Genomic DNA, 1,376 nt, shown 5'->3' with positions numbered 1-1,376 from the left:
CTGTGGGTGTTGGAGCGGGTGGTGGGGGATCCGTGGGGGTTGGTGGGGCGTGTTGGTGTGTTGGGTGGTGTGGTGCGTGAGCGGGTGTTGGGGGAGTGGAATGCGACGGGGCGGTCGGTGTCGTCGGGTGTGTTGCCGGAGTTGTTTGCGGATCGGGTGGGGTGTTCGCCTGGTGCGGTGGCGTTGGTGTCGGGTGGGCGGTCGTTGTCGTATGCCGATCTTGCGGGTGAGGCGGGGCGGTTTGCTCGGTATCTGATGGGCCTGGGTGTGGGGCCTGAGGTGCGGGTGGGGGTGGTGGTTGAGCGGTCGGTGGAGATGGTGGTGGTGGTGCTTGCCATTGTGCTGGCTGGTGGTGTGTTTGTGCCGGTGGATCCGGCGTATCCGGCGGAGCGGATTGCTTTTGTTCTGGGGGATGCGTCTGTGGCGGTGGTGGTGTGCAGTGGGGCGACGCGGTCGGTGGTGCCGGATCTGCCTGGTGCGCGGGTGATCGCCGTCGACGATCCGGAAGTGGCGCGCGGCATCGCGGTGTGTGCGCCGGGTCTGGTGGTGGCGGGTGAGCGGCGCGGTGCGCTGACGCCTGCGAACGCGGCGTATGTGATTTATACGTCGGGTTCGACGGGGCGGCCGAAGGGTGTGGTGGTGTCGCATGCGGGGCTGGGGAATCTGGCGTGGGCGCAGATTGACCGGTTCGGGGTGCATGAGCGGGCGCGGGTGCTGCAGTTTGCGTCGCTGAGTTTTGATGCGGCGGTTTCGGAGTTGTTGATGGCGTGGCTGTCGGGGGCTGCGCTGGTGGTGGCTGCGGCGGAGGAGTTGCCTCCTCGGGTGCCGTTGGGTGTGGCGTTGGAGTGGTCGGGTGCGACGCATGTGACGGTGCCGCCGAGTGTGCTGGCGGTGGAGGAGGAGTTGCCGGCTGGGGTGGAGACGGTGGTGGTGGCGGGTGAGGCGTTGCCGTTGGGGTTGGTGGAGCGGTGGTCGGTGGGGCGGCGTTTGATCAATGCGTATGGGCCGACGGAGGTGACGGTTTGTGCGGCGATGAGTGGGGTGTTGGTGCCGGGTGGGCGTGTGGTGCCGATTGGGCGGCCGATCGACAACGCGCGGGTGTTTGTGCTGGATGGGTTTTTGCAGCCGGTGCCGCCTGGGGTGGCGGGTGAGTTGTATGTGGCGGGGCCGGGGTTGGCGCGTGGGTATGCGGGTCGGGCGGGGTTGACGGGTCAGCGGTTTGTGGCGTGTCCGTTTGTTCGCGGGGTGCGGATGTATCGGACCGGGGATGTGGTGCGGTGGACGGATGAGGGGGAGTTGGTGTTCCTCGGCCGGGCCGATACGCAGGTCAAGGTCCGTGGGTACCGCATCGAACCCGGCGAAATCGAAACCGCCCT

General features: G+C 67.5%; 1 protein-coding gene. It reads left to right on the top strand.

The window, feature by feature from the left end; genetic code table 11:
* On the top strand, positions 1-1,376 hold a 1,376-nt coding region (locus ACFY1J_RS46050; protein ID WP_390733304.1), incomplete at both ends, for an amino acid adenylation domain-containing protein.

Source organism: Streptomyces sp. NPDC001406 (assembly GCF_042895285.1).
Taxonomy (GTDB): Bacteria; Actinomycetota; Actinomycetes; order Streptomycetales; family Streptomycetaceae; genus Streptomyces.
Note: the sequence above shows the minus strand (reverse complement) of the source record. Positions and strands in the feature narration are given on the sequence as shown.